Here is a 21,191-nt window from a genome sequence, read left to right on the forward strand (position 1 = left end):
CTGGCTATTTATACAGTTCGAGCGGTATTTGGCAATGGCCGGTGATCAGCGGAAGGGGCGGCGTGGGTGCCGCCCCGGACGCGATGGAAGGATCAGACGGTGCGCGAGAAGCGCCCGCGCTGCTCGCCACCGAGATAGGCATCGAAAGCCATGGCGACGTTGCGCATCATCAGCTGGCCCTGCGGCAGCAGAATCAGCGCATCGTCGCGCAGCTCCACCAGACCATCGGCGACCGGCTCGGCCAGTTTGGCCAGCGAGTCGGCAAAATAGCTGCGGAAGTCGATGCCGTGCTTCTGTTCGATCTGCCGGTAATCGATACGCCCATGACACATCAACGAGACGATCACATCGCGGCGCAGCCGATCGTCGTCGCTCAGCTTGTAACCACGGTGCACCGGCAGCATGCCGTCGTTCAGTCGCGCGTAGTACTGCGAGAGCTCCTTGACGTTCTGGCTGTAGCTGTCGGCGACCTTGCCGATGGAGGAAATGCCCAGCCCGATCAGGTCGCAGTCGGCATGGGTGGAGTAGCCCTGGAAGTTGCGCTGCAGAGTGCCGTTGGCGCGGGCCAGGGTCAGCTCGTCCTCGGGCAGCGAGAAGTGGTCCATGCCGATGTAGACGTAGCCAGCCGCGGTCAGGCGCTGAATGGTCAGCTCCAGCAGTTCCAGTTTGCGCTCGGGCGGCGGCATGTCCTCGGGGCGAATCAGCTTCTGCGCGCGCACCAGATCCGGCAGGTGCGCGTAGCTGTACGCGGCGATGCGGTCCGGGCGGATGTCGATGATCTTGCTCAGCGTGGCATCGAAGCTGGCGACGGTCTGCAGGGGCAGGCCGTAGATCAGGTCGACGCTGACCGACTTGAAGCGCGCATCACGGGCGGCCTGGACCAGTTCGCGGGTCTGCTCCTCGGTCTGGATGCGGTTGACGGCGATCTGCACCTGCTCGTCGAAGTCCTGCACGCCGAAGCTCAGACGGTTGAAGCCGAGCTTGCGCAAGCCGTGGATCTGCTCCGGGGTGACGGTGCGCGGGTCCACCTCAAGGGAGAACTCGTGGCTGTCGCTGTCATCCATGTTGAACGCCTGATGCAGGCTCGCCATCAGGTCGGCCAGCTGTTCGCTGGTGAAATAGGTCGGTGTGCCACCGCCCAAGTGCAGCTGGGTCAGCTTGCGCGAGCGGTCGAACAGCGCACCCTGCATGGCGATCTCGCGCTTGAGGTACTCGAGGTATTCGACGGCGCGCTCGGTCTTGTGGGTGATGATCTTGTTGCAGGCGCAGTAGTAGCACAGGCTCTTGCAGAACGGGATGTGGATGTACACCGACAGCGGCTTGGGCGGCTGCGCCTGGTTGCTACGCGCGGCGGCAGCGCGGTAGTCGTCCTCGGCGAAGGCCTGATGGAACTGCGGGGCAGTGGGGTAGGACGTGTAGCGCGGACCGGGGCGGTCGTATTTCTCGACCAGGGCCCGGTTGAAGCTCGGCAGTTGGTCCATTGTTCGTTTCACCTAAGGGTTGAATTCGGAGTCGGTGCGGAACGCGGTGTCACCCTCGGGTGTGTCCGGCTCAGGCAGATCATGGGCGCGGATTATGGACGATTCGCGCCTGCGCGCCGACTGTCTCAGATCAAGAATAGCGTCCCGGACCGCGCCGTTGGGCGGGGCCGGAATAACAGACGCCAAGGGAGCGAGGCCATGGCCGGCCTCGCGCTCGTGTTCAGAGCTTGAACTGGCCGACCAGACGATTCAGTTCGGTGGCCAGGCGCACCAGCTCTTCGCTGATCTCGGAGGTCTGCGTCGCGTCGGCCGACGTGGTGTCGGCGATGCGGCTGATGGTGGTGATGTTGCGATTGATCTCTTCGGCGACAGCGCTCTGCTGTTCGGCGGCTGTGGCGATCTGGGTATTCATCTCGTTGATGGTGCCCACTTCGTCGGCGATCACGCCCAGGCTCTGTGCAGCCTTCTCGACGCATTCCGAGCCGGAGCGCGCGCGCAGCTGCGCTTCCTTCATTGCCTGTACGGCATTGCGCACGCCGCCTTGCAGCTGTTCGATCATCGCCTGGATTTCCTCGGTGGACTTCTGTGTGCGCGAGGCGAGGGTGCGCACCTCGTCAGCCACCACCGCGAAACCACGGCCCTGCTCGCCGGCGCGGGCAGCTTCGATCGCGGCGTTCAGTGCCAGCAAGTTGGTCTGCTCGGCGATGCCGTTGATCACGCCGAGCACCATGTCGATGCTGGCGCTGTCGCTCTCGACGCGCTGGATCACCTGAGCAGCCTTTTCGATCTCGGCGATCAGCACTTCGATACCGTCGAGCGCTTCGGTCGCCACCTTCACGCCGGCCTTGGACTCGGTATCCGCTCCGGTGGACGCGCTTGCGGTCTGACTGGCGTTGCGCGCGACCTCCTGAACCGTTGCGCTCATTTCATTCATCGCCGAGGCGACCATGTCGGTTTCGTTGCGCTGCTCGTTGACGGCGGCCAGGGTTTTCTCTGCCACATGGGAGACCCGCCCGGAGACGTCGGAGAGCTTGTGAGTGACGCCAGCCACGGCTTCCAGGCTGTGGCGGAACTTGCCGATCATGCGATTGAACGCCAGGCCCATCGCCCCGATCTCGTCCTTTGCGCCTACATCCACGCTGCGGCTCAGGTCCTCATCCTCGGCCATGGCGTCCATGGTGTGACGCATGGCGTTGATGCGGCGAATGATCACGTGACGCACGGTCATGCACATCACCACAACACCTATCACCAGCAGCAACAGCTGAATGCCGGCGCTGATCATGATGTTGCGATCCACTTCCTGGTCGAGTGCCTTGAGGTCGTAGCTGATGCGCACAGCGCCCATGACGGCATTCTCCGCGACCTGGTGGCAGGTCAGGCAGTTGGTGCCCCGGTAGTCGGCGTGCGCCAGGATCGGGTTGATCACCGTCAGTACCCGGCTCCCGTTCTGCTCGTTGACCTCGATGATCTCCTCGCCGCCCAAGGCGCGGCGGTCCAGGGCATCGACAGGCGCCTGGTGGTCATATCCCGGCCCGAACACCTTGGTGACCTCATCGCCGCGGATGATGCGCGCATCGATAACACCCGGACGCGCGAGGATCTTGTTCCGCAGCACTTCACGCTGCGCCATGGTGCCGGTGAGCATCATGGTGTTGATGCTATCGAAATAGGAGTCGGCAGCATCCTTGGTCTGCTGCTCGACAACCTGGAGCACCAGGCGCTTTTCGGTACTGGCAGAGAAGAACAGCGAGGCAGACATGATTGCCACCAGCACCAGCACCAGCGCCAGGTTGATCTTTGTCTGCACGGACATTTGTCGAGGGGCGGAGTTGTTCATGGTTTTCCTTAGTACTTGCCACGCGGAAGGTAACTGCCACTGCACTATTGTTTTATTGGTTTCCCACGACGACGCAGCAACGAACTGAGCAATCTGAACTCCTATCGGCGACTTACCGGGATTCTTGAAGACCCGAGACGGGTGATAGCTATGCGCCATTACGGGGCGCGACTATGGTATTGCTTTTCCAGTACGAGCGAGCGACACGGCCGACCGACAACCGTGCAATTGCGCATTTCCCTGACTCAGGTCATGAGTCGAACGGCCTGGTTACGCTGATGACTGCTACAAAAGTGTAATGAGCGACAGCTATGCATATAGGAGTTGTATGAAGGCGACGACGGGCGCGAAGGAGGCGTGAAAAAAACACTATCCGGTGACTTTACAGAATGTCAGACCGCCATTAGCGTGGCCGCCGCCGAGACGGCGAAGTGAACGCGCGTAGCGCAGGCATACTATCTGCATCAGCAGCCGAGTTCGCTGCGAACCCCGATAGAAAACGATGGTCGTAGGCTCTACGCCGGCATGGCCGGATGACACCGCAAGGCAGCTGCTGTTCTCGATGGCAGTGCATCGACTGGAACCTTTAGTTCAAGGACTCACATGATCAAGAAATGCCTTTTTCCTGCTGCCGGATATGGCACACGTTTTCTTCCTGCAACCAAAGCCATGCCCAAGGAAATGCTGCCGGTGGTGAACAAGCCTCTGATCCAGTACGGGGTCGAGGAAGCGCTTGCTGCAGGGCTCACGCAGATCGCCATGGTTACCGGACGCGGCAAGCGCTCGCTGGAAGACCACTTCGATATCAGCTATGAGCTCGAACATCAGATCCGCAACACCGACAAGGAAAAATACCTGGTCGGCATTCGGCGCCTGATCGACGAATGCAGCTTTTCCTATACCCGTCAGGTGGAAATGAAAGGCCTGGGCCATGCCATCCTCAGCGGCCGCCCGCTGATCGGTGACGAGCCGTTCGCCGTGGTGCTGGCGGACGACCTGTGCATCAACCTGGACGGCGATCCGGTACTGGCACAGATGGTCAAGCTGTACAACCAGTTCCGCTGTTCCATCGTCGCGATCCAGGAAGTGCCGCCGGAGGAAACCAGCAAGTACGGCGTGATCGCCGGTGAAATGATCCGCGACGATATCTTCCGCGTCAGCCACATGGTGGAGAAGCCCAAGCCGGAGGACGCTCCGTCGAACCTGGCGATCATTGGTCGCTACATCCTGACGCCGGACATCTTCGACCTGATCGAACAGACCGAACCGGGCAAGGGCGGCGAGATCCAGATCACCGATGCGCTGATGAAGCAGGCGCAGGATGGTTGCGTGTTGGCCTACAAATTCAAGGGTCAGCGTTTCGACTGCGGTAGCGCCGAGGGATACATCGAGGCGACCAACTTCTGCTACCAGAACTTCTACCTGACCGGTAAGGCGTTCTGAACCCATCGGGCCACCTCAGGGTGGCCCGTTCGTTTCAGGGTGCCGGCAACGCTTCGGCACCCAGCCCGAGCGGCTGCCCATAGCTGAATTCGACATAGTTGCCCGCGGGGTCGCGCACGCCGCAGTAGTAACCCACCGGGTACGGCTCGTCGCGCGGTTCCCAGATCAGGCAACCGTCCTCGCGCGCCAGCTCGGCGACCGCATCGACCTCCTCTCGACTGGCCATCGCGAAGCCGAAATGGCTGTAGTCGTTCGCAGCCAACGCGCGATCCGCGCCGCCAGGCATGATCACGAAGATGAACTCGCGCTCCTTGCCGGGCTCCGCCATCCAGACGATGCGCGACCCTTTGCCGGGCCGCTCGTGGAACACCCGCATGCCACAAAAGCGTGCGTAGAACGCAATGCAAGCGTCCAGATCGGGCACATGCAGAGCCAGGTGAGTCAGGGTAGGGCGCATGCGGCACTCCTTCGGTGATTCGGGTCAGAAGCCTGGGTTATGCTGTTCGCTAGACAAGGAGACAACTCTACATGGCTTACGACTTCGATCTATTCGTCATCGGCGCAGGTTCCGGTGGCGTTCGGGCGGCGCGCTTCGCGGCTGGTTTCGGTGCAAGAGTAGCGGTTGCCGAGAGCCGTTATCTGGGCGGTACCTGTGTCAATGTCGGCTGCGTGCCGAAGAAACTGCTGGTCTACGGCGCGCATTATGCCGAGGACTTCGGCCAGGCACAGGGCTATGGCTGGACCATCGACGGCGCAACCTTCGACTGGAAAACCCTGATCGCCAACAAGGATCGCGAGATTCAGCGCCTGAACGGCATCTATCGCAGCATCCTGGTGGACAGCGGCGTGACCCTGCTGCAGGCGCATGCGCGGCTGGTCGATGCGCATACCGTCGAAGTCGACGGCAAGCGCTACAGCGCCGAGCACATCCTGATCGCCACCGGCGGCTGGCCGCATGTACCGGAGATCCCGGGTCGTGAGCACGCCATCACCTCCAACGAGGCCTTCTATCTGGATGCCTTGCCGCGTCGTGTACTGGTGGTGGGCGGCGGCTATATCGCGGTCGAGTTCGCCTCGATCTTCCACGGCTGTGGCGCCGACACCAAGCTGCTCTACCGTGGGGAGCTGTTCCTGCGCGGCTTCGATGGCTCGCTACGCGACCATCTGAAAGACGAGATGATCAAGAAGGGCGTGGACCTGCAGTTCAACGCCGACATCGTCCATATCGACAAGCTGGCCGATGGCAGCGTGCGTGCCACCCTGGAAGACGGCCGTACCCTGGAAGCGGACTGCATCTTCTACGCCACCGGCCGCCGCCCGATGACCGAAGGCCTGGGCCTCGAAGCAGCCGGCGTGGCGCTGGATGCGCGCGGCTTCATCGCAGTGGATGACGAGTACCGCACCTCGGTGTCTTCGATCCTGGCGATCGGCGACGTGATCGGTCGCGTACAGCTGACCCCGGTTGCGCTTGCCGAAGGCATGGCGGTCGCCCGTCGACTATTCAAGCCCGAGCAGTACCGCAAGGTCGATTACTCCACCATCCCGACGGCCGTGTTCAGCCTGCCGAACATGGCAACCGTAGGGCTGACCGAGGAAGAAGCTCGTGAGCAGGGCTACAAGGTCACCATCTTCGAAAGCCGCTTCAGACCGATGAAGCTGACCATGACCGACAGCCTGGAAAGAAGCCTGATGAAGCTGGTGGTGGACGCCGAAACCGACCGCGTGCTTGGCTGCCACATGGCCGGGCCGGAGGCTGGGGAGATCATGCAGGGGTTGGCCGTGGCGCTGAAGGCCGGCGCCACCAAGCAGGTGTTCGATGACACAATGGGCATCCACCCGACCGCAGCGGAAGAATTCGTCACCATGCGTACGCCTGCCGCTGTCTGAAGCGGGCCAAGGGCATGTCAGTCGCATGCCCTTGGCCGACGCTCAGTGGTGATGACCTGATGCCGAGCCGCCACTGACCGGGGCGTCTTCCTCGATGCTGACCTCGGCGGTGAGCTCGCTGCCGTTTTCGAACTGCAGTGTGATCGGGAAGCTCTCGCCGGCCACCAGCGGTTGCTTGAGCCCAAACAGCATCACATGGTTGCCACCGGGCTTGAATTCCACCTTGCCCGCGGCCTGCACCTCGACCGACGGAATCTGCTGCATCTTCATCATGTCGCCCTGATGGACATGGGTATGCAGCTCGGTCTTTTCGGCCCGTGAGGTCTGCGCCCCGATCAGGCGCTGTGGCTGCTGACCACGATTTTCCAGTATGAAGTACACCGCGCCAGTCGGAGCGCTGGGCGGCATCGCCCGCGACCACGCCTGGCTGACAGCCAGCTCACCCGTGGCCGCTTGAGTCGAAACCTGATGGTCGTTGTGGTGCTCCTGCGCAAGGGCAGGCAAGCAGAGTGCCGCAAAAGTACCAGCGGCCAGTAAGCGAAGCAGCATGAGAGAACTCCCGTTCTGTTGAGATGCGCCATATTACGCCGCTGGCCCTGCATCGGTACTTCTGGGTAGTCGACTTATCGGTCGGCCATGGCCTGCGTGCCGCGCGATGGAGAGGAGGGTGCAGCAATTTGCCACAGGCATGTTTGTGACACTATATTGCGACGCCTGCACTTGCAGCCGTCGAGGATTTCTGTAGCACCTGGTTTTTCTGAACGAAGCGTTTATCAAGCGCGGCTGATCGGCTTCCTGCACCAAGTGATTGCTCCGACCCTGGTGCTCGGCCATGATCGGCGGCCGCTCAGACAAGCTCGGTACTCCCGGCCATCAGAAGTCGGGGCAAACCGACCAATACACTTTCTTTTTCACGCCCCGACGGTTTTTGGGGCATACGAGCTTGCCGTTTCTTGCAAAGCGCAGGACGCGTCATGTGTTTATACGGACATGATTTATATGAGTTCTGGAAAGTTCGGATTTCTTCCCACCTGCCTGTCTGTCATCGCCTTTGCAGCTATTTTCACTACCGCCTGGTGGCTTCATCCTGAGCGAGCGGTTGCCGGTTTCGCTGTAGCCAATTCTCATGCTCTGCCGCTCGCCAGCAAGGGGCCGTTTTACAGCACCCGCTTCGCATCCTCCGATCTCGACGAATTTGTCCATGCCTCGTCGGTGACCTCCTTACCGGATGGTGGCCTGATGGCCGTATGGTTTGCCGGTTCGCGCGAAGGGGCTGCGGACGTTCAGGTGCGCGGCGCGCGATTCGACGCGATTGCGGCGGAGTGGGGCGAGGAACTGGTCCTGGCGACTCGCGAGTCGACCCAGAAGGCGACCCAGAAGCACATACGCAAGCTCGGCAATCCGGTCATTGCGCTGGCTCCCGACAACAGGCTGTGGCTGTTCTATGTGTCGGTATCGATCGGTGGCTGGGCTGGCAGCGCCATCAACGCCATGTATTCGGATGATCTGGGAGAAACCTGGTCGACTCCCAGACAGCTGATCACCACCCCTTTCTTGAACATCAGCACACTGGTGCGTAATGCCCCGGTATTCCATCAGGACGGCACCATAGGGCTGCCCGTCTACCACGAGTTCCTCGGCAAGTTCGCCGAGTATTTGTACATCAGCCCGAACGGCGAGGTGACCGGTAAAAGTCGAATCAGCAAAGGCAACGATTCACTGCAACCAACAGTGGTGCCGATGGACGAGCAACATGCCGTTGCCATGCTGCGCTATGCAGGTGCCAGCCATCATCGCGTGCTTGCAAGCCGCACCGCGGATGCCGGCAGAACCTGGAGCAAGCCTTATCCGATCGACCCGGCCAACCCCAATTCCGCGCTCGCGGCGGTGGCCACGCCCAATCATGGCCTGCTGGTTGCCCTGAATGATCTGGAGGACGGACGTTTCCGTCTTCGCCTGATGGAGACCGACTCCAGCCTCGACCTCTGGAAGCCGGTGATTGACCTGGACGAATCGCCTGACCCGGAGGGCAACCCGTTCACTCCGGAGGTATATCGGGAAATCATCGGCGACAAGTTTCGCCTTTCCAGCGGGCCGCGGCGGCTATCGCTGGTGGACGAGTTTCTGACAAACCTGGATAAGCGCGTCTGCAAGGCCCATGGCTGCGATTTCGAGTACGAGTATCCCTACTTCATCAGGAGCGCCGACGGTCTCTACCACCTGGTCTATTCCTGGAACAATACATTCATCAAACACGTCAGCTTCAATGATGCCTGGCTACTGGAGCAGCTCTGATGCCTGAACTCTGGCAAGCGCATCTGACCTTCGGGTTACTCGCTTTCATCGTCACGCCTGGATTTGGCCTCGGCCGAGGGTTTCAAGGGCTTCGCCTTCTCCTCCTGCTAGGGATCAGCTTCATTTCCGTGGACGGTCTGTCACTGGCCGCCTACATGCGCAGCTTCACTGATGACGTGGCCATCACGACGCTGGTGGCGCTGGCATTTCTCGCGGCAGTGCGCTTGGGACTGATGGCGATGCCGCCGCAGAACGCGCGCGTGCAATTGTTGATCGTGATGGCGGGACTGGCGCTTTTTCTCTACCCGGCAACGATGGGCCTGTCCTATCTGGACCCCTATCAACTCGGTTACGCCCCCCGCCCGCTGATCGCGGTGGTGGGCGTGCTTGCCCTGGGATTGCTGCTGCTCAGGAACTGGTTGGGGGCTTCCATGCTCGGCCTTGCCACCTTGGCGTTCAGCCTGGGGATCAAGCCGTCGCCCAATTACTGGGACTATTTGCTAGACCCCTTCATCGCCTTGTTCAGCTGCGGGGCGTTGCTCGTCTATGCCTGCAAGGCACTCGTGCGCAAGCCAATGCCCGCGTGACGAAAATTACTCCAGTCGACCTGTGATGGCCCGGCTGCGCTATTTGACGATTCGATAGATTCGAGGTTGGGACAATGGGTTGGCTTCAGTCGCGGCGCCTGCATTACTGGTTCGGTGCAGTCGGGATTCTGTTCATTGCGCTCGCAGCATTGCGCGGGATTTTCTTCGTCGGTTTCTCCGGGCTGGAGCCCAGCGCGCTCGGCACGGTCGATGCCGTACCCGAAACGCTCGGGATCGGCCTGCGCTTCGACCTTCGCCTGGCGATCCTGTTGATGTTGCCGATCGCGCTGTTGGCGTGGCTGCCGGTCTGGAACCTGACCCGCTCCCGCGTCCTTCGCTGGGTAGCGCGGCTCTATCTGGCACTGGCGCTTGGTGCAGTGCTGCTGGTCTACATCATCGATTTTGGCCACTACGCCTATCTCGGGGTGCGCATCAATGCCACCGTGTTGCGCTTTCTGGAGGACGCGCAGATTTCCACCGATATGGTCTGGCAAACCTACCCCGTGGTCTGGATCACCCTTGGCTGGGCGGCGGCAACCGCTCTGATGTGGTGGCTGCTGCTGCGCTTCGAGCGGGTCACGCTGGATCGTCCGGCAAAGCGAATCAGCCGGCTTTCGCTGATCTGGGGTAGTGCGCTGATGGTGGTGGCTGTCTTCGTCGCCATCCTCGGGCGCGTCGACAATATCAATCTGGAAAACCCGGTGCCGCTGCGCTGGAGCGATGCGTTCTTCTCGGGCGACAACCAGATCGCAGCCCTTGGTCTGAATCCGGTGATCTTCCTTTATGACACGCTGAAGGTCCCCAATCAGCCTTACGACCGAGAACAGGTCGAAGCCCATTACGATGTCGTTAGCCATTACCTGGGCGTCGACCAGCCTGATGCGAAAACGCTGAATTTCAGTCGGGAGCAGGGCGTTCAACCCTATGCGATTGATGGAAAGCGGCCGAATGTCGTCTTCGTCATGCTCGAATCCCTGGGCACCACCGCAGTGGGCGCCTATGGCAATCCGCTCAATCCGACTCCCAATATCGACCGGCTGGCCAAGCAGAGCTGGCTCTTCAAGAACTTCTACGTTCCCGTGACCGGCACCGCGAAGACCGTGTGGGCGAGCATATCCGGCGTACCAGACGTTTCCCGTCAGGAAACCGCGACGCGCAATCCGCTGATCACTCGGCAACACAGCCTCGTCAACGCGCTGCAGGGCTACGACAAGTACTACATGATTGGCGGCAATTCCGGTTGGGCCAATATGAATGCCCTGATCCGCCAGAGCATCGACGACATCCAGCTATATGAAGAGCGCCACTGGAACTCTCCGATGGTGGATGTGTGGGGAATCTCCGATCTGGACCTGTTCAAGGAAAGTGACCGGCTGCTGCGAGAGCAGGGGGAGGGCAAGCCCTTCTTTGCCTATATCCAGACGGCAGGCAACCATCGTCCGTTCACCATACCCAAGCAGAACGACGGCTTCGAAGCCCTCGATCTGCCTTTGGAAAAGGTGCAGGGCGCCGGTTCCCGCAGCGTGGCGCAGTACAACGCGGTCCGCCTCCTGGATTTCAACATCGGCCGCCTGATGGAGATTGCGAAGGAAGGCGGCTGGTACGACAACACCATCTTCGTCATGTTTGGCGACCACAACACGCGCATCGCCCAGATTCCGCACATGCTGCCGGCATACGAAAAGCTGGGGCTCGAGAGCAATAACGTTCCGTTGTTGATCCATGCGCCCAAGCTGCTGAAGCCACGAGTGATCGAGGAGGCCGTGGGTCTGGCCGATCTGCTACCGACCGTACTGGGCATGGCCGGCATGGAGTTTCGCAACGGTGCAATGGGACGCGACATCCAGCAGCCGGCTCCTGAGGGAGAGCGCGTGGTTCCACTCGTGCTCCGCGAAGGCACGTTCCCGCTGATTGGTGGCGTGACCAAGGACTTTCTTCTGCAGATGCAGCACGACGGCAGCCAGCCGACCCTGCACGAAATTGCATCACCGGAGCCTCTGGTCGACGTAGCCGACCGGTATCCCGAGGAATTCCAGCGACTTGTCGCCCTGACACGGGGACTGCACGAGGCATCGCGCCTGATGCTCTATCAGAACGTCAGGAAGGACTGAGTTCCAGGGCGGTGACTGCCTATCCGCGAGCTGTCTGACACAGCGAGCGGATGGGCAGATCGGGCGAACGTGAGCGTGAGGTTACAGCGTCAGGCTCAATAGAGAATCATCAGCCAGGTGACCGCCACCATCACCAGCGACAGCAGTTGCGCCGCGCTGCCCATGTCCTTGGCGTTCTTGGAAAGCGGGTGCAGTTCGAGCGAGATTCGGTCGATTGCTGCCTCTATCGCCGAATTGACGAGTTCGACCACCAGTGTCAACAACGGCACGATCACCAATAACAAGCGTTCGATTCGGCTGACGTCGAGCGTGAACGCCAGTGGTATCAGGACAGCGTTGAGCAGCAGCAGCTGTCTGAAGGCAGCTTCGCCGGCAATCGCAGCACGGATACCTGCAATGGAGTATCCCAGCGCTCTCAGGATTCGCTTGAGACCTGAGTGCCCCTTGAGCGATTGCGCATTGAGTTCTTCGATGCTGCTCATGTTCAACTTCCTGGCAGAATTGTGGCGAGTATAAGCATCCCGCGGCAGAGAGCGCGTGCTGATCGTGGCTAAACGAATACCAGAGAGGGAAAGGACCAGAAGGTGGCGATGGCAACGCACGGCCATTACCACAAACGCAATTTAACATAATATAGATTATGCGAAATACGACCTTGCGCCTTAGGCGTTACCCACCACCTGATCATCTCCAGCTTTCGCCTCAATATGTCCAAAGCGCTTCAGCTCTCAGGTGAATCCTTTGCCTGAGTATGCTGCCTGTTCGGCTGACCAGTTTCCGCATTTCGAAACGCCGAGCGGAATTCGCTGGGTTTGAGGCCGGTCTGCTTGCGAAAGAAACGGCTGAAGTATGCGGCGTCGTCGAACCCCAGATCGCGGGCAATCTGCTGAATGTAGAGCGCGGTATACGCCAGCTGACGTTGTGCTTCGCGAACGACTCGCTCGCTGATGATCGCGGTCGGTGATTCACCCAGACTTTCGCGAGTGGCTCGGCCCAGCGTGACTGGAGTGATTCCCAGCGCTTCGGCGTACAGGCCAAGCGGCCAATGCTGTTTGAAATGCGTGTCGACCAACTCGCGAAATTGGCTCAGCAGCTGGGAACGCCTGCCATTGGCTGGTCGATGGTTCGGCACCGGCTGTTCCAGTCGAACGACATGTACGAGTAGCGCGAGCAACAATGCGTGTCCGGCGGCGACATTGCCGCGTTCCTGGCTCTGCGCTTCAGTCTGGATCAGCTGGATCAGCGGCCATATCGGCTCTTCGCCGTCTGCATCCCACGGCAGCGGCACCACGGCCGGACGTTGCATCAGGGCCAGCAGGTCACTGGACAAAATCCGCGCCATCGACTCCAGCGGGCGTTGTGCTGCCGTGATGACCGGCCCGTCGGTTTCGGGACTGTAGCGAAAGGCATGCACGGTGCGCTGCGGCAGCAGGATCAGACACGGCGCACGGAAGCCCATGCGGCTGTTCTCCAGCGAAACTTCGCCCTCGCCACTTCGCACATAGACGATCTGCAGCAGCGAGTCATGCTGATGCGGCTTGATTTCGCGCTGATGCATGTCGCCGCGTTCGTTGATCCACTCCAGGTGCAGCAGGTCCTGCCATGCGGGCAATGCAGCCTGACCGTACAAGGCATAGTTGGGAATGCGTTTACTCATGAATTCCTGCCGTGGTGCCGGTATCCGGCGCGGAAAAATGCACTAATCGTCCTAGTGCTTGTTCAGTCTGTCATACGCCTTTGACGTTAAATGTAACCATCTGTGTTGCAGCGTGACGGCCGCGCCCTCTCCCGCCTCTGGCTCACGCCCCAAAAAACGAACTCTATGAATATGCCGAACTGGCGCGAATGGCTGTTTTCGGCCAAGGCGCTGATTGCCGCCTTGCTTGCGCTGTACATCGCACTGGCGATGCCGCTGGAAAACCCTTACTGGGCCATGGCCTCGGTTTACGTCGTGTCGCATCCGCTGTCCGGGGCGACACGTTCGAAAGCGATCTATCGCGCGCTGGGCACATTGCTCGGGGCAGCCGCATCGGTCGTGCTTCTGCCGACGTTCGCTCAGCAACCGGTGATGCTGAGCCTGGCGATCTCGCTGTGGATCGGCGCCCTGCTCTTTCTCTCATTGCTGGACCGCTCGCCACGCAGCTACATTTTTCTACTCGCCGCCTATACGGTGCCGCTGATCAGCCTCGCCGAGGTCAATCACCCAGCGACCATCTTCGATGTCGCCCTGGCGCGTTCCGAGGAGATTCTGCTCGGTATCGTCTGCGCCAGCGTGGTGAACGCCGTGCTGTTTCCCAGCCGCATCGCGCCGACCCTCGCGGCGAAGATGCACCTGCTGTTGCGCGATGGGCGTGGTGCCGTCAGCCGGATGCTCAACACCCAGCACCTGGGCGAAGCCGACCAGCGTGCGCTGAATGCGCTGCTGGTGGATGTGATGGGGTTGGACGCAATGATCAGCCATCTGAGCCACGACAGCAGCAGTCATCTCTCCACCGTCCATGCTCGCGAATTTCGCGCGCGCATGGCGATGTTGATGCCGCAGCTGATCTCCACCGCGGACTCGCTGCACCGGCTTCAGGCTGAGCTACAGGGCTTGCTGCCGGAACTGGTGGATTACCTGCAGGAGGTGGATCGCTGGATTCAGTCCGATGCCGAGGCTGGGCACGGCGAGCATCTGCGCGAGCGCAGCCTGCAGCTAGCAGCCTGGCTGGGCGACAGCCATCCGGCGCATGCCCTGGCGATCGACAGCGGCCTGCGCCAGCTAGGCGCGTTGATCGACCTGTGGCAGGACTGCCTCGACCTCTACCAGCAGTTCCATGAGGGCCATCCCGAGGCGGCACCGGCGCTGCGCTATCACGTACAGCAGCTGGTCGGCTGGCCACGCCACTATGACTACGGCCTACTGGCATTCACCGCGGCTTCGGTAGCGCTGTCGGTTTTCTGCCTGAGTATGCTGTGGTTCGTTTCCGGTTGGGAGCACGGCTATAGCGGCGTGTTCATCGCCGCGGTGGCAGGCTGTTTCTTCGCCAGTCAGGACAATCCGGCGCCGTTCATCAAGTCGTTTCTGGTCGCCACGCTCATTTCCTCCACGGCTGCCGGCGTCTACCTCTTCGCGTTGATGCCCAACGTGCACGATTTCGGCAGCCTGGCCATCCTGCTCGCCTTGCCGCTGCTGTTGCTCGGCACCCTCGCCGGTCGACCGCAACACGCCGGGACAGTGATCGTGATTGCGGTGCAGACGATCTCCAACATCACCCTTCAGGACAGCTACCGCGCCGATTTCCAGCTGTTTGCCGACATCGCGCTGTCCACTGCGCTGGGCGTGCTCTTCGCCTTCGTCTGGGCCCGCCTGACCCGGCCGTTCGGTACGCTCTGGGCTGCGCGGCGATTGGTACGCCACGGCTGGCTGAGCCTGGCGGCGCTGGCAGACCTGCGACGTTGGCGCAACGAAGCCGATGATGCCTCGAGTTTCATCGACCGTATCGCCCAGCTGCTGCCACGCCTGGCTCAGCTGGATGACGATCGCCTGGCGCTGAATGACGCCACGCGCGAGCTGCGTGTCGGTTTTCGCCTGCTGGAACTGCGTGAACTGCGGCCGGCGCCCGCCATCGAGCAGAAGCTGGAGCCGGTGCTGGGCATGATCCGCGCGCATTTCCTTGCCTGCGCCACCGCGCGTAGCCAACTGCCGGCACCGGAGCCCTTACACGACGCCCTTGAGGCCGCATTGCTGGATCTGCAGCGCGATGCTTCGCCTATCGCACACCAGGCGGCGCAGGTGGTGCACGGCTTGCGGCTGGCGCTTTTCGCCGACGCATCGGCCAGCGTGCGTGCCGCACCGGGAGGCCCGCCACCCGCAGCCGGCCTCTCCCCCGCTGGAGCGCACGCATGACCGGTCACCTCGATGTGTACGGCGTCTATGTGCCGGTCCTGCTGGTTGCCATGCTGGCCGCCTATGGCATCAAGAGCCTGCTCGCCACCGTGCTGCAGCGTACAGGCTTCTACCGCTGGGTCTGGCATCCGCCGCTGTTCAACCTCGCCCTGTACATCATCGTGCTCGGGGCTCTGTTCAATCTCCTTCCCCGGATGTGAATCGTGAAGAAATGGATACCCGCCGCCGGCTCGGTGCTGCTGACCCTGCTGGCGGTCGTCATCGCCGTCGTCGTCAGCCTGCACCTGTGGGACTACTACATGGAGGCACCCTGGACCCGCGACGGCCACGTGCACGCCGACATCATTCAGGTCGCACCGGATGTTTCCGGGCTGGTGACCGAACTGCACGTGCGCGACAACCAGAAGGTCAGCCGCGGCCAGGTACTGTTCGTGATCGACCGGGCACGCTTCGAACTGGCGGTCGACGAAGCCCGCGCCACAGTGCTCGAGCGCCGCGCGCAGCTGGACCAGGCGCAACGCGAAGCCAAGCGCAATCGGGTGCTGAAAGACCTGATCGCTGCGGAAACCGTGGAAATCGGCGACACCCAGGTCAAGCGCGCCGCTGCCGCCCTGGCCACGGCTGAGGCCGCCCTCGGCGTGGCGCGTCTGGATCTCGAACGCACCACCGTGCTCAGCCCGGTGGATGGCTATCTCGGCGACCAGACGATGCGCGTGGGCGATTACGTGAAAACCGGTACGCCGGTACTGTCGATCGTCGATACGAATTCACTGCGCGTCGAAGGCTACTTCGAAGAAACCAAGCTGCACGCCATCGAGATCGGGCAGCCGGTGGACATCCACATCATGGGCGAAGCGCAGCATCTGCGTGGCCATGTGCAGAGCATCGCCGCAGGCATCGAGGATCGCGACCGTGTGCGCGGCAACTCGCTGCTGCCCAATATCGACCCGAGCTTCAACTGGGTGCGCCTGGCGCAGCGAATTCCGGTTCGCGTTGTGCTGGACGACGGCCAGCAGAGCGACATCCGCTTGGTGGTTGGCCGTACGGCGACGCTGTCCGTGCTGCCGTGGTCGCGCGACACATCGGCGACGGTCAGCCAATGAGCCGCGCGGCATACGCACTGCCGTTCGCTCTTACTGCGCTGCTCGCCGCATGCAGCGCGGTGGGCCCGGACTACCGCGTGCCAGACCAAGCCGTGGCCTTGCAGGCTGCTGCGCAGAAACCCTTCGATCTGGCCGGCAACGAGCGGGTCGAACAGGCGCCGCTGCCGGACGACTGGTGGCAGCTCTATGACGACCCGACGCTCGATCGGCTGGTGAGTGAAGCCCTGATTGGCAATGCCGACGTGCGCCAGGCGTATCACAACCTGCGTCGCGCCTATGAAGGCTTCCAGATGGCGCACCACGCGCAGGAGGTCGTGGTCGGCGGCAACGGCTCGGTTGCACGCGGCCAGCTGTCCAGCGAAGCCCTGGCCCTGGAGGAAAAACTTCCAGTGATGAACCTCGCCGACGCCGGCCTCAGCGTGGGTTACCAGCTCGATCTGTTCGGTCAGCTGCATCGCGCCGCGGAAGCAGCGGGAGCCGATGCCGACGCCAGTGCCGCGCTGCTCGACACGGCCCGCATAACTGCCGTGGCCGGGGTGGTACGCAGCTACATGACGGCCTGTCATGCCAGTGAGGAGCTGACGATAGCGGAGCATTCACTGGCGATTCAGCAGCGACAGCTGGATGTCGCAGAGCGCCTGTTCGTGGGCGGTCGTGGCAACGAAGTCGATGTGGCCCGCGCCCGCGCCCAGCTGGAGGCCCTGCGTGCCGAGTTGCCGCCATTCGAAGCGAAGAAGGCAGCCGCGTTGTATCAGCTCGCCGCCCTGCTCGGCCGCACGCCCGGAGCCCTTCCCGAGACGGTTACCGCCTGCAGTCACGCACCTCAGCTGCGCCAGGCGATTCCGTTGGGTGATGGCACAGCCCTGCTCAAGCGCCGCCCGGACATCCGGGCGGCCGAGCGCGCACTCGCCTCCGCTACGGCACAGATCGGCGTCGCCACGGCGATGATGTATCCGCAGGTCAGTCTCGGCGCTGCGGCCGGTTACACCGGAATGCTCGAACACCTCGGTAATCCGGTAACCCGTCGCTGGGAATTCGGCCCGTCGATCAGCTGGCATTTTCCGACCCGGGTTGATCGCGCGCGCATTCGCGCCACCGAGGCCGGAGCCGCTGCCGCCCTCGCCCGCTTCGATGGCGTCGTGCTCGACGCGTTGCGCGAAACCCAGACCCTGCTCACGCACTACGCTCACGACCTGCATCGTGACCAGGCGCTGGGCGAAGCACGCGATGCCGCGCGAGCCGCCGCGGACCACACACGCCGGTTGTACCAGGAAGGCCGACTGGCCTATCTCGACAGCCTCGACGCCGAGCGCACCCTGGCAACGGCCGAGGCCGCCCTGGCGGCATCCCAGGCCCAGCTTTCGCAGGATCAGGTGAACCTGTTCCTCGCGCTGGGCGGCGGCTGGCAAGGCACGCAAACCGCATCGGCGCACGCTGAAAATCCATCGCCGGGCGTGCCTGGCCAATAACCCACAGAGAGGCCTTACTCGATGGACATGCTGCAAGCGATGCGGGTATTCGTCCGGGTAGTCGACGCCGGCAGCTTCACCGCCGCGGCGAAGCTGGCCGACACGTCCACCGCGCAGGTTTCCCGCCTGGTGGCGGAGCTGGAGAACCACCTCCACGCGCGCCTGCTCAACCGCACCACGCGGCGGTTGGCGCTGACCGAGGTCGGCGCACGTTTTCTCGAACGATCGCGCGAGATCCTGGCGCAGCTGGACCAGGCACAGGAGGAAGCCTGCGGGGCCCATCTGACCCCGCGCGGGCGCCTGCGCGTGCACTCGACAACGGGGCTGGGCATCCAGCTACTGGCCGGACTGGCTGGGAGATACGCTGAGCGCTACCCCGAAGTCAGCCTCGACCTGACACTTTCGCAACACCAGCCCGATCTGCTGGAAGCCGGACTCGACGTCATCATTACGCTGTCCCGCGAGCTGCCGGATTCCGAGTTGATCGCCCAGAGACTGGGCGAGGTTGGCAATGTTGTCTGCGCGGCGCCCGGCTATCTCCAGCAGCATGGCGTGCCGCAGCGACCGCGCGACCTGCAACAGCACCGCTGTCTGCGTCTGGCGGACCCGGTCTTCGCGGATGAATGGCGCTTCATCGCAGACGGTGCCGAAGATGTGATTCGCCCAGGCGAAGCGTTCAAGGTCAACGTGGCTGAAGCCATGGCCAGCGCAGCAGAAGCCGGCATGGGCATCTGCCTGCTGCCCGACTATGTCGCGGCGCCGGCCCTGCAGCGTGGCGCACTGCTGCGCCTGTTGCCCCGCTATCGTCTGCAGGAAAAGCAGATCCACGCGCTCTACCCGTCCCGGCGTTTTCTCGACGCGAAGATCAAGACCTGGGTCGACTTTCTCGCGCTGGAGCTGCCGCGCGCATTAGCCGGCTACCACCGCATCCTGCAGGACCCGTCGCATTGGGCCTGATCGATTGTTGCGCAGCGGATAAAGGTGCTTCACCGCTGGTGCGGTTTTTCCGCTGCTGGTCGGTCACTAACATTGTCGGGTGGCAACGGACGTTAGAAGCCAGACCGCTCCTTCGTCGGTCGAGCGCTCCTTCGATCGATCGTCCTGCCACCTTTGGCTGCCTTCCCTCGTGGCAGCCTCGTTTATTTCCCGGCGTCTGCCATCCGGCAGGTGCTGCACGCAAGAAGCTGCCTTCGCCTCTGTCACAGCGACCTGGGCTCGCAGCGCTCTGGAGGTTACCTGTGAACAAACTGATCTGGATTGCCGGCCTGGCACTCAGTGCCCAGCTGGCGTATGCCGCCGATGAAGCCAAGCCTTATAAATATGGCGACACACTGGACATCGCCGAGGTGATTTCGATAGACGTGCCTGCCGGCGGCTGCGAGGTCGTGACGGCCCGGATGACCTATGTGGATTCCAAGGGTGAAACCCACGAAACCACCTACCTGCGCCAGGGCCCGGACTGCCACGATTTCTAGGTCCTTGTGGCGTATCCGATCCGCCAATAACCGCGCGTCGTAGCGCTGGCTCATGGACGGGCCAGGTGCACGCCCGTGTCCGGCAAGCGGTTTCTGAATGAGGCAGAACGGTTTCGGCTGTTTTACTGTCCGAGCCCCAGGGCTCATTACATTCAGGACCGCATGACCATTCCGATCTCCACCTGCCGCACGGCGTACCGCCCTGCCGCTACCCGAGCAGTACCTCGCAACACCCGCTCGTTCCTGTCGGCAATCGCCGCAGCGGCGTTGCTCGGGCTTACCGGTTGTGGCTCCCAGCAGCCGGAGACGCCGGCGCCCAAGCCGGAAGAAGTCCGCGCCAAGATCGTTCGCCTGATCCCCGCCGACATTCCCGATCGTCAGGGTTGGGCTCGGGACATCTACTCAGCCTTCGATGCGCTGGATATTCCGCCGAACGATGAAAACATCTGCTCGGTATTGGCCGTGACGGTGCAGGAATCGACGTTCCAGGCGACCCCGCCGGTGCCCGGCCTGGCGAAGATCGCGCGAGAGGAGATCTACCGACGTGCCGGCCGCCTGCACGTCCCGCGGTTCGTGGTGGATGCGGCGCTGGACGTGAAGTCGCCCAACGGCAAGACCTATAGCCAGCGTATTGCGGCGGTGCGCACCGAAGAGCAGTTGAGTGCAATCTTCGATGATTTCCTCGGCATCATGCCGCTCGGCAAGCAGTTGTTCGGCACGCTCAACCCGGTCAAGACCGGCGGCCCGATGCAGGTCAGCATCGCCTTTGCCGAAGACCGCCGATGGACCTACCCCTATGAACGGCAAGGCTCGATTCGCGACGAAGTCTTCACGCGCCGCGGTGGCATGTATTTCGGCATCGCCCACCTGCTCGACTACCCGACCAGCTATCGCGAACCGCTGTACCGCTTCGCCGACTTCAATGCCGGCTGGTACGCCAGCCGCAACGCCGCGTTTCAGGCCGCAGTCAGCCGTGCCAGTGGCATCAAACTGGCCCTCGACGGCGATCTGATCATTCATGGCAGCAGCAAGGCCGGTCAGACCGAGCGTGCGGTTCGCGCGCTCGCCGGCAAGCTGGACATGAGCGAGACGGCGATTCGCAACGCGCTGGAGCGCGGCGACAGCCATGGTTTCGAGGAAACCGACCTGTATGAAAAGGTTTTCGCACTGGCCGAAAAGCGCGCCGGCAAGCCTTTGCCTCGGGCGGTGCTGCCGGGAATCCGGCTGGAAAGCCCGAAGATCACCCGCAATCTGACCACCGCCTGGTTCGCCAACCGGGTCAATGACCGGCATCTCGCGTGCATGAAGCGCGCCCGCAGCTAGTGTGCGCACTCGCTGACCAGCGGTGCACGACGACACCCATGACCCGCTGAGACGTCTGTTTCGATACTACCGCGGCGTCGCGACCCCCTCATCCCGTGAACAACGGCTGACGAAACACGGGTCTATCCGCGGCAGCCAACCGCTGCGCATTGATGCCCTGCCCGATGGTCAGGAACCTGACCGGAGCGAGTCGTTCTACTGCCTAGGTCTTGATGTTTCGCACACGCTCTGCCCGGCAGCCACCGTGCCGGGCGCCGCGCCACCGTTGCTGCAACGGTAGCGAACCTG

General features: G+C 62.3%; 19 protein-coding genes. 12 read left to right on the plus strand and 7 right to left on the minus strand.

The genetic code is table 11. From position 1 onward, the window contains the following. Window positions 1-92: 92 nt before the first annotated feature. Together hemN and NAO55_RS05935 are read right to left on the minus strand one after the other, a co-directional pair. Window positions 93-1,481 (minus strand): oxygen-independent coproporphyrinogen III oxidase, encoded by a 1,389-nt coding sequence (gene hemN, locus NAO55_RS05930; protein WP_011913241.1) that lies wholly within the window; start codon window positions 1,479-1,481, stop codon window positions 93-95. 220 nt (window positions 1,482-1,701) lie between these two features. Beyond that, a complete protein-coding gene (locus tag NAO55_RS05935) occupies window positions 1,702-3,321 on the minus strand; it encodes a methyl-accepting chemotaxis protein (RefSeq protein ID WP_102841103.1) in 1,620 nt (539 codons plus the stop codon). Window positions 3,322-3,924: 603 nt separating this feature from the next. Here NAO55_RS05935 and galU point away from each other — a divergent pair. Further along, window positions 3,925-4,764 (plus strand): UTP--glucose-1-phosphate uridylyltransferase GalU, encoded by an 840-nt coding sequence (gene galU / locus NAO55_RS05940; protein WP_011913243.1) that lies wholly within the window; start codon window positions 3,925-3,927, stop codon window positions 4,762-4,764. A gap of 34 nt (window positions 4,765-4,798) precedes the next feature. On the opposite strand, the gene NAO55_RS05945 is transcribed toward galU, so the two are convergent. After that, entirely contained in the window at window positions 4,799-5,221 is a 423-nt protein-coding gene (locus NAO55_RS05945) for a VOC family protein (protein WP_102841102.1), read from the minus strand. Between the two features lie 71 nt (window positions 5,222-5,292). Between NAO55_RS05945 and gorA the strand changes: the two genes are divergently transcribed. Next, on the plus strand, window positions 5,293-6,651 hold the full coding sequence (gene gorA, locus NAO55_RS05950; RefSeq protein ID WP_102841101.1) for a glutathione-disulfide reductase: 1,359 nt from the start codon (window positions 5,293-5,295) through the stop codon (window positions 6,649-6,651). Between the two features lie 42 nt (window positions 6,652-6,693). On the opposite strand, the gene NAO55_RS05955 is transcribed toward gorA, so the two are convergent. Beyond that, window positions 6,694-7,200 carry a copper chaperone PCu(A)C gene (locus NAO55_RS05955; RefSeq protein ID WP_102841100.1) on the minus strand — a complete coding sequence of 169 codons (507 nt, stop codon included), beginning with the start codon at window positions 7,198-7,200 and terminating at the stop codon, window positions 6,694-6,696. 582 nt (window positions 7,201-7,782) lie between these two features. On the opposite strand from NAO55_RS05955, the gene NAO55_RS05960 reads away from it, so the two are divergent. Both NAO55_RS05960 and NAO55_RS05965 read left to right on the plus strand, forming a co-directional pair. Next, a complete protein-coding gene (locus tag NAO55_RS05960) occupies window positions 7,783-8,946 on the plus strand; it encodes a sialidase family protein (RefSeq protein ID WP_102841439.1) in 1,164 nt (387 codons plus the stop codon). Beyond that, window positions 8,946-9,533 (plus strand): hypothetical protein, encoded by a 588-nt coding sequence (locus NAO55_RS05965; RefSeq protein ID WP_102841099.1) that lies wholly within the window; start codon window positions 8,946-8,948, stop codon window positions 9,531-9,533. The genes NAO55_RS05960 and NAO55_RS05965 overlap by 1 nt, the downstream gene beginning before the upstream one ends. Here the strand turns inward: NAO55_RS05965 and NAO55_RS20960 are convergent. Beyond that, window positions 9,491-9,943 (minus strand): hypothetical protein, encoded by a 453-nt coding sequence (locus NAO55_RS20960; RefSeq protein ID WP_256070095.1) that lies wholly within the window; start codon window positions 9,941-9,943, stop codon window positions 9,491-9,493. The two genes, NAO55_RS05965 and NAO55_RS20960, sit on opposite strands and share 43 nt — an antisense overlap. On the opposite strand from NAO55_RS20960, the gene NAO55_RS05975 reads away from it, so the two are divergent. Further along, on the plus strand, window positions 9,911-11,644 hold the full coding sequence (locus NAO55_RS05975) for an LTA synthase family protein (RefSeq protein ID WP_256070096.1): 1,734 nt from the start codon (window positions 9,911-9,913) through the stop codon (window positions 11,642-11,644). The genes NAO55_RS20960 and NAO55_RS05975 overlap by 33 nt on opposite strands. Window positions 11,645-11,739: 95 nt before the next feature. Here NAO55_RS05975 and NAO55_RS05980 read toward each other — a convergent pair whose 3' ends face one another. Both NAO55_RS05980 and NAO55_RS05985 read right to left on the minus strand, forming a co-directional pair. Further along, window positions 11,740-12,126, minus strand: a complete 387-nt coding sequence (locus NAO55_RS05980) for a diacylglycerol kinase (RefSeq protein WP_102841097.1) — start codon at window positions 12,124-12,126, stop codon at window positions 11,740-11,742. 239 nt (window positions 12,127-12,365) lie between these two features. Next, window positions 12,366-13,301, minus strand: a complete 936-nt coding sequence (locus NAO55_RS05985) for a helix-turn-helix domain-containing protein (RefSeq protein WP_102841096.1) — start codon at window positions 13,299-13,301, stop codon at window positions 12,366-12,368. Between the two features lie 165 nt (window positions 13,302-13,466). On the opposite strand from NAO55_RS05985, the gene NAO55_RS05990 reads away from it, so the two are divergent. The 7 genes from NAO55_RS05990 (at window position 13,467) to NAO55_RS06020 (ending at window position 20,903) form a co-directional block, all read left to right on the plus strand. Continuing rightward, window positions 13,467-15,533, plus strand: a complete 2,067-nt coding sequence (locus NAO55_RS05990) for an FUSC family protein (RefSeq protein WP_102841095.1) — start codon at window positions 13,467-13,469, stop codon at window positions 15,531-15,533. Continuing rightward, window positions 15,530-15,733: a DUF1656 domain-containing protein gene (locus tag NAO55_RS05995; protein WP_014820227.1), complete on the plus strand. Its 204-nt coding sequence runs from the start codon at window positions 15,530-15,532 to the stop codon at window positions 15,731-15,733. Before NAO55_RS05990 ends, NAO55_RS05995 begins: the two co-directional genes overlap by 4 nt. Window positions 15,734-15,736: 3 nt before the next feature. Further along, on the plus strand, window positions 15,737-16,636 hold the full coding sequence (locus tag NAO55_RS06000; RefSeq protein WP_102841094.1) for an efflux RND transporter periplasmic adaptor subunit: 900 nt from the start codon (window positions 15,737-15,739) through the stop codon (window positions 16,634-16,636). Further along, complete coding sequence (locus tag NAO55_RS06005; RefSeq protein ID WP_102841093.1) at window positions 16,633-18,105, plus strand: efflux transporter outer membrane subunit; 1,473 nt, start codon at window positions 16,633-16,635, stop codon at window positions 18,103-18,105. The genes NAO55_RS06000 and NAO55_RS06005 overlap by 4 nt, the downstream gene beginning before the upstream one ends. A 21-nt stretch (window positions 18,106-18,126) precedes the next feature. Beyond that, a complete protein-coding gene (locus NAO55_RS06010) occupies window positions 18,127-19,062 on the plus strand; it encodes a LysR family transcriptional regulator (protein ID WP_102841092.1) in 936 nt (311 codons plus the stop codon). Between the two features lie 281 nt (window positions 19,063-19,343). Then, window positions 19,344-19,580 (plus strand): DUF2790 domain-containing protein, encoded by a 237-nt coding sequence (locus NAO55_RS06015; protein WP_063542305.1) that lies wholly within the window; start codon window positions 19,344-19,346, stop codon window positions 19,578-19,580. Window positions 19,581-19,742: 162 nt separating this feature from the next. Next, complete coding sequence (locus NAO55_RS06020) at window positions 19,743-20,903, plus strand: DUF1615 domain-containing protein (RefSeq protein ID WP_102841091.1); 1,161 nt, start codon at window positions 19,743-19,745, stop codon at window positions 20,901-20,903. Window positions 20,904-21,191: the final 288 nt, after the last annotated feature.

Source organism: Stutzerimonas frequens, from assembly GCF_024448335.1.
In the GTDB taxonomy this organism is placed as follows: Bacteria; Pseudomonadota; Gammaproteobacteria; order Pseudomonadales; family Pseudomonadaceae; genus Stutzerimonas; species Stutzerimonas frequens.